Genomic DNA, 7,025 nt, shown 5'->3' with positions numbered 1-7,025 from the left:
CGGTCGGGGTAGGCCGCGGCGCCGACGATCTCGGAGAGGAACTGCTCGGAAGCGGCGTCGCCGTGCAGCACGCAGTTTTCGCCGCCTTCCTCGTAGTTGAGCACGAACTGCACGGCGACGCGCGCGCCGCCCGGCCAGCGGGCGTGGGGAGGCTGGGCGCCGTAACCGATGAGATCGCGTGGATAGTTCTCTGTTGTCATGGTCGTTGCTTGCTTCAGGGGGAACCGTCCGGGCCGCGGCGCCCGCAAGCGCCGTCGACTGTGCAATGCGCGTGCCAGTCACTGGCCCGGCGGCATACTTCGATATAACCGTTATTCGGTGCCGTGCGAATTGGCGGCGGCGTTGCGCATCGCTTCCTCGCGCGACTGGATGCCGTTGTAGAACAGGTTCAGCGCTACGGCCACGATCGTGCCGAGCACGATGCCGCTATGGGTAAAGGGGTCAGTCCACTTCGGCAGATATTGGAAGAAAGTCGGCGCCAGCGTCGGGATCATGCCGAAGCCGATGGCGATGGCGACGATGAACAGATTGTGGCGATTGCGGTTGAAATCGCACGAGCCCAGGATGCGGATACCGGTGGCGGCCACCATGCCGAACATCACGATGCCGGCGCCGCCCAGCACGAACTGCGGCACCGAGGCCACCACGTGAGCCATCTTGGGGAACAGGCCGAAGGCGATCAGGATCAGGCCACCCGCTGCCGCCACATAGCGCGAGCGCACGCCGGTCACGGTGACCAGGCCCACGTTCTGCGAGAACGAGGTGTACGGGAAGGTGTTGAAGATGCCGCCGATCACGGTGCCCAGGCCATCGGCGCGCAGGCCGCGGGTCAGGTCGTCGTTGCTCAGCTTCTTGCCGGTGATATCCGACAGCGCCAGGAACATGCCGGTCGATTCCACCAGCGTGATCAGCATGACGATGCACATCGACAGGATCGCGGTCACCTCGAAGGTGGGCATGCCGAAATGCAGCGGCGTGATGACGGCGACGAAGCTGGCGTCTTCCAGGCCCTCGAACGACACCTTGCCCATGGCCATCGCCACCAGCGTGCCGATGATGATGCCCAGCAGCACCGCGCAGTTGGCCACCAGGCCGCGGCCGTATTTGGTCAGCAGCAGGATGATGACCAGCGTCAGGCCGGCGATGCCAAGGTTGGCCAGGTCGCCATAGGCCAGGTTGGGCACTTCCTTGACGACGCCGTCGATGACGGCGCGCGTGGTGGGCTGGCCGCCGGCCGACCAGTTGATGGCCACGCGCATCAGCGACACGCCGATCAGGGTGATCACCGTGCCGGTCACCACCGGCGGAAACAATCCGAGCATGCGCCCCATCATCGGCGAGATCAGGATGCCGAAGATCCCTGACGCAATCACCGCGCCGTAGATGCCGAGCAGGCCGACGTTGGGATCGGTGCCGATGGCGATCATCGGCGCCACCGAGGCAAAGGTCACACCCATCATCACCGGCAGGCGGATGCCGAATTTCCAGAAGCCGATGGCCTGGATCAGCGTGGCCAGGCCGGCCGCGAACAGGTCGGCATTGATCAGGAAGGCCAGCTGGTCCTTGGGCAGCTTGAGCGCGCCGCCGACGATCAGCGGTACGGCAACCGTGCCGGCGTACATCACCAGAACATGCTGCAAACCAAGCGCGAGCAGGCGCCCTGAAGGCAAACGCTCGTTGGTGAGGTCCGTTGGGACCGTGGTGCTTGCGGAATTCATTGGTGCGTCTCCTCTCCTTTGGTTTGATGGGAACGCCACGTCCGTGCCAGTTCTGTGCCAGCAATGCGTGTTGCCGGCTTTGCTATGGTTGTTGTCGGCCTGCCGTCGCTGCGCTCTCGTTTGCACTGCCTGGGCGCGGTGCGGACGACGGGCGTTCGGCCTTCTTCTTGCGGGGGCGTGGCGGGAACACCGTGCTAGGTGGAGCGGCCTAGTACGCTGCGAAGATCGAAGTTGCCCGGCTCATCCGGCTGCACGCGGTCGGCGCAGGCGCCGAGGTGGTGCGCCATGCGCGACTGGGCCAGCGCGGCATCGCCCTGCTCCAGTGCGTCGAGGATTTCCTCGTGTTCGTCGAACGAGCAGGCGTTGTTGCCCGGGGCTTCTACGCTGGCGATCATCAGCGTGGTGCGCGACACCAGCCGGCGCATCATGTTGACTAGCAGGGCGTTGCCCGACAGCTCCGCCAGCGCCGTGTGGAATTCGGCGGACAGGCGGATCCATTTCGGGCGGTCGTGCGTCAGGAAGGCCTGGCGCTCGCTGGCGACCATCTTGCGCAGCGGCGTGATCACGGTCTTCACGTCGGGCATGCTGGCGAGTTTTTCCAGCACCGCGCGCTCCAGCATCTGGCGCAGCTCGAACATGTCGTGCGCTTCGTCGGTGGAGGGGCTGGCGATAAAGGCGCCGCGGTTGGGTTCGAGGTCGACCATGCCGTCGGCGGCCAGGTGCGACAGCACCTTGCGCACGGTGTGGCGCGCGGTGGCATAGATCTCGCAAAGCGAATGCTCGGTGAGCTTGGTGCGCGGCGGCAGCCGATGCTCCATGATCGCGTCGTAGATCTCGTGGTACATGCGCTCTTCGACCGAGCCCTTGCGCGCGGGCTTGTCCGGCCTGGTGGGCAGGGACCCGGTCGGATCGGCATCGGAAACGCCGGTGGCACCGGCAATCAGCTTCAGGCTCTTGGACATCTTGGCACCAGCAGTCATGCAATCAGGTCGATCCGGACCCCCGTTATCCCCTGTATCAGGGTCTGGTGATCCGAAAATTGTTGACAATTATTTGGTTGAGGCTGCAATATTGTCAACAAAACCAGCTCAGGTTTTCGACAACTCAGGGAAATCCCTGAATTGCCAAGCGGGTCGGGCAGGCGCATTGTCGCCACGCACCACCCAGCGCCGGGATGCGTTACCAGACGTACCGAGCGGGCACCATTCCCATAAATGGTGCTAGTGAAGGCAGCGGCGCCCCTCACAACCCAATCGCAAAAGGACAAATACGATGGGACGCTTGACCACCCACGTTCTTGACACCGCTGCCGGCACGCCCGGACAAGGGATGTCGATTACTCTCCATAGAATTGTCGACAATCGTCGCGAAACGCTGAAGACCGTGGTCACCAACCACGACGGCCGCTGCGACCAGCCGCTGCTGGAAGGCGCCGACGTTGCCGCCGGCGTGTACGAACTGGAGTTCGCCGCGGGCGACTATTTCCGCGCACAGGGTACGAAGCTGCCCGAGCCGGCTTTCCTGGACGTGGTTCCCCTGCGCTTTGGCATTGCCGATGTCAACGCGCACTACCACGTACCGCTCCTGGTTTCGCCCTGGTCGTACTCGACCTACCGCGGCAGCTGACGCGGTGGCATAGGGAAACAGGAGACAAGACATGGAAGGCTATATCCTCGACTGGGCCAATATGCTGCTGCGGTGGGTGCACGTCATCACCGCCATCGCATGGATCGGCTCTTCGTTCTATTTCGTGTGGCTGGACAACAGCCTGACCAAGCCCACCGCGCCCGACCTGAAGGAAAAGGGCGTCGACGGCGAGTTGTGGGCAGTGCACGGCGGCGGCTTCTACAACCCGCAGAAGTACCTGACCGCGCCCAGGCAGTTGCCGGAGAACCTGCACTGGTTCTACTGGGAGTCGTACTCGACCTGGATGAGCGGCTTCGCGTTGCTGGTGGTGCTGTACCTGTTCAACGCCAGCACGTTCCTGATCGACAAGAATGTGTTCGACATGTCGCCTGGCGCGGCGGTCGGCTTCGCGGTGTCGTACCTGCTGATCGGCTGGATCGTCTATGACAGCATCTGCCGCCTGTTCAACAAGAATGACCGCCTGGTCGGCATCCTGGTGGCGATCTACATCGCGGCAGCCGCTTACGTCGCATGCCATGTCTTCTCCGGCCGTGCGGCGTTCCTGCTGACCGGCGCGATGGTCGCGACGATCATGAGCGCAAACGTGCTGGCGTGGATCATCCCGGGCCAGCGCAAGGTGGTGGCGGCACTGAAGGCCGGCCAGCCGGTGGATCCGATCCACGGCAAGCGCGGCAAGCAGCGCAGCGTGCACAACACCTACTTCACGCTGCCGGTGCTGTTCGCGATGCTGTCGAACCACTACAGCATGACGTACGCGTCCAAGTACAACTGGGTGGTGCTGATCCTGATCATGCTGTCGGGCGTGCTGATCCGCCAGTTCTTCATCCTGAAGCACAAGGGCAAGATCAACGTGCTGTGGCCGGCTGCGGGCGTTGCCGCGCTGGGCGTGGTGGCAGTGATGATCGCGCCGCAACCGCGGCCGGCGGTGGCCAAGGGTGGCGAGGCAGCCGCTGCGTCCGTCAGCTTCGCCAAGGTCCAGGAAGTGATGAATGCACGCTGCGTGCAGTGCCATGCCGAGCAGCCGAAGATGATGCCGACCGCGGCCAAGGGCATCAAGCTCGAGACGCCGGAAGACATCAAGGCCCACGCCCAGCTGATCTACCAGCAGGCGGTGCAGCAGAAGGCGATGCCGCTGGGCAACGTGACGCAGATTACCGACGACGAACGCGCGCTGCTGGGGCAGTGGTTCGAAGGCGGTGCCAAGACCACCAACTGATTGGTGGCATGAGCTGAAAAGTATTGGGGCCGGCTTTTGATGAGCCGGCCCGCGAAATCCGAGCATCGGTGATCGACGGTCTGGAGGGGTGTGCTGTTGGCATCCGTTAGTACCGGACCGGCGAGGGTTTGGACGGGGCCTTTGGGTCCCGTTTTTTTTGCAGGCTACGACACTTGACGGTGCCGACAGCATGTCACCAATGGCAACAACGCAGCTTCAACAGCCAACTGCACGTCATATCACCAGCAGCGACTAAAAACGCATAGTCACCCACCGATATTCATCAGCGCCAGCACGCCAAGCGCCACGAAGATTGCCGCAGCAATCTTATGCACCAGCCCGATCGGCATCTTGTTGGCAAACTTGTCGCCCAGCAGCACGGCCGGTGCATTGGCGATCATCATGCCGAAGGTCGTGCCGGCCACCACCGCGACCACCGCGTCGCTGAAGCGCGCCGCCAGCGCCACCGTGGCGATCTGCGTCTTGTCGCCCATTTCGGCGAAGAAGAAGGCCACGATGGTGGTGCCGAGCACGCCGATTGCGCCCTTTGCCGGCCTGGCCTGCTCGGCATCGTCGAGCTTGTCGGGAATCAGCATCCATGCGCCCATCGCGATAAAGCCCAGGCCCAGGATCCAGCGCAGCAGGTTTTCTCCGACCACATGCGTGATCCATCCGCCAAGTGCGCCGGCAAAGCCGTGGTTGACCAGGGTGGCGATCAGGATGCCAAGGATGATGGGAAGGGGTTTGCGATAGCGTGCCGCCAGAACCAGCGACAGCAACTGCGTCTTGTCGCCCATTTCAGCAAGGGCGACGATGCCTGTGGAGACGAGGAAGGCTTCCATGTTGTTATGTGGAATAACCGGGCCGCAATGCATCGCGAGATGCCAATGACGCACACCTTTCCCGGCCCGGCCAGAAAGGTATGGTCATCGGTCTCGCCAGGCATGGACGCTGCCTGGGCCAGTCTGGCCAGGCGGGTCCGGAGCTGCGCACGCCATAACCGCAAGCGGTCAAGTCTGTTGACGTACGCCCCTGTCCCCCGAAGTCCGCATTGCGCGGCGCGGTGAGAGCAGGGCGGCTACTCCCCAATGGAAGCGGCGATTATACCCGCGGCGGCGCTGGATCGTCCACCGCAGCCGCCGAGGTCGGCACAGTGATCAGGCCGGCACCGGCGCGTTCTCGCTGGTCTGGCGGCCGCGGAAATCGGTCCAGCACAGCGCCTTGAAGTCATACAGCTTGCAGCGGCGCGCCGTATCGAAATACCAGCGCCAGGAGAAGTTCTCGATGATGATGCGGCCAGGCAGCGCGTGCTCCAGAAGCGCCTGCGCGCGCTTGAGGCGATACAGCGGCACGCTCATGTCGACGTGGTGCGCGGTGTGCTCCATGATGTGGTGCAGCGCGGAGCCGATGCCATGGCGGAAGCGCAGGTGCACGGTGGTCGAGACAAACGGCTGCGCCTTGGCCCACATGGTCTTGGTGTCGTACCACGCCACGCTGGCATGGGTATGGTGCACGTACAGCACGAAACCCACGGTCACGTTCCACACCAGGAAGGGCAGCACGAAACCGGCGCCGACCAGCATCCAGGCCGACTGGCCCGTAGCAAAGGCCAGCGCCACCAGCCCGCCGATCCAGGCTGCGCCGAAGGCCGCCACCAGCAGGCAATCGCGCACGAACACCGGGCGGCGTGAGGCCATCTGCTGCTTGCTGGGAAAGAACAGCTTGCTCCACCAGATCTCGACCAGGTAATACAGGCCCGGGCCAAAGCCGGTGCGGTAGATGCGCTCCATCGCACGGCGCCAGCGCGGCAGCGCGTTGAATTCTTCCAGCGAGTAGGGCGCCCAGACGAAGTCGAAGCCTTTCAGGTTGGTATAGCCGTGGTGGACCACGTTATGGCCGACTTCCCACAGGCTGTACGGCGTCAGCGACGGCAGGAAGCTCAGCCGGCCCAGCCATTTGTTCAGGCCGCGGCGCGGTGTCAGGCTCTGGTGGCAGGCATCGTGGCCGATGATGAACAGGCGCGCGATCACCAGGCCGGCCAGCACGCCCAGCGCCAGCTTGGCGGCCCAGTGCGGGGCCAGCACCACGCCGGCCAGCACGGCGGCGAACAGCAGGTAGTCGAAGGCGAACAGCGCCAGCGCGCGCGGCGTGCTGCGCTCGCCCAGCGGGATCAGCCAGCTGCGGATGACCTTGCGCGACGGGAATGGCGCGTCCGGGGCGACCGGCTCGGGCAGCGGCAGCCGCCCCGGCTTGGCGGACTGCCGGGCATGCGCGGCATGCTCGGGATGCGCTGAGGGCGTGGATGGGATTGCGGTCATGCGGAACCTTCTGGGTTTGCGGTCGAATGGTGTCTGCCATGCGGCCGACGCATGCCGGCCATGGCGAAACCGCAAGGTTAGAAGGCTTTGCCGGTGGAGTTCTTGACGGGCGTCAATCCGGGGGGA

General features: G+C 64.2%; 6 protein-coding genes, 1 pseudogene and 1 riboswitch. Of the genes and pseudogenes, 2 read left to right on the top strand and 5 right to left on the bottom strand.

Annotated features, from left to right (window positions below; genetic code table 11):
• From J8I82_RS30690 to J8I82_RS30680, 3 genes and pseudogenes are all read right to left on the bottom strand, one after another.
• Nucleotides 1-200, bottom strand: a pseudogene (locus J8I82_RS30690) (allantoinase); the annotation flags it as partial.
• A gap of 111 nt (nt 201-311) precedes the next feature.
• Entirely contained in the window at nt 312-1,718 is a 1,407-nt protein-coding gene (locus tag J8I82_RS30685) for a nucleobase:cation symporter-2 family protein (protein ID WP_209763311.1), read from the bottom strand.
• A 194-nt stretch (nt 1,719-1,912) separates the two neighbouring features.
• Nucleotides 1,913-2,680 carry a GntR family transcriptional regulator gene (locus tag J8I82_RS30680; protein WP_209763310.1) on the bottom strand — a complete coding sequence of 256 codons (768 nt, stop codon included), beginning with the start codon at nt 2,678-2,680 and terminating at the stop codon, nt 1,913-1,915.
• A 310-nt stretch (nt 2,681-2,990) separates the two neighbouring features.
• Here J8I82_RS30680 and uraH point away from each other — a divergent pair, with 310 nt between their 5' ends.
• Together uraH and J8I82_RS30670 are read left to right on the top strand one after the other, a co-directional pair.
• Entirely contained in the window at nt 2,991-3,344 is a 354-nt protein-coding gene (gene uraH / locus J8I82_RS30675; protein ID WP_209763309.1) for a hydroxyisourate hydrolase, read from the top strand.
• Between the two features lie 31 nt (nt 3,345-3,375).
• Complete coding sequence (locus J8I82_RS30670) at nt 3,376-4,581, top strand: urate hydroxylase PuuD (protein ID WP_209763308.1); 1,206 nt, start codon at nt 3,376-3,378, stop codon at nt 4,579-4,581.
• Nucleotides 4,582-4,847: 266 nt separating this feature from the next.
• Here the strand turns inward: J8I82_RS30670 and J8I82_RS30665 are convergent, their stop codons facing one another.
• Nucleotides 4,848-5,423, bottom strand: coding sequence for a TMEM165/GDT1 family protein (locus J8I82_RS30665; protein ID WP_209763306.1), 576 nt, complete (start codon nt 5,421-5,423; stop codon nt 4,848-4,850).
• Between the two features lie 31 nt (nt 5,424-5,454).
• Nucleotides 5,455-5,686: riboswitch (yybP-ykoY riboswitch) on the bottom strand.
• Between the two features lie 52 nt (nt 5,687-5,738).
• The gene (locus tag J8I82_RS30660; RefSeq protein ID WP_245180305.1) at nt 5,739-6,899 is read right to left on the bottom strand and encodes a fatty acid desaturase; all 1,161 of its coding nucleotides are present in this window, start codon (nt 6,897-6,899) and stop codon (nt 5,739-5,741) included.
• Between the last annotated feature and the right edge of the window lie 126 nt (nt 6,900-7,025).

This window comes from Cupriavidus consociatus, from assembly GCF_017814975.1.
In the GTDB taxonomy this organism is placed as follows: Bacteria; Pseudomonadota; Gammaproteobacteria; order Burkholderiales; family Burkholderiaceae; genus Cupriavidus; species Cupriavidus consociatus.
Note: the sequence above shows the minus strand (reverse complement) of the source record. Positions and strands in the feature narration are given on the sequence as shown.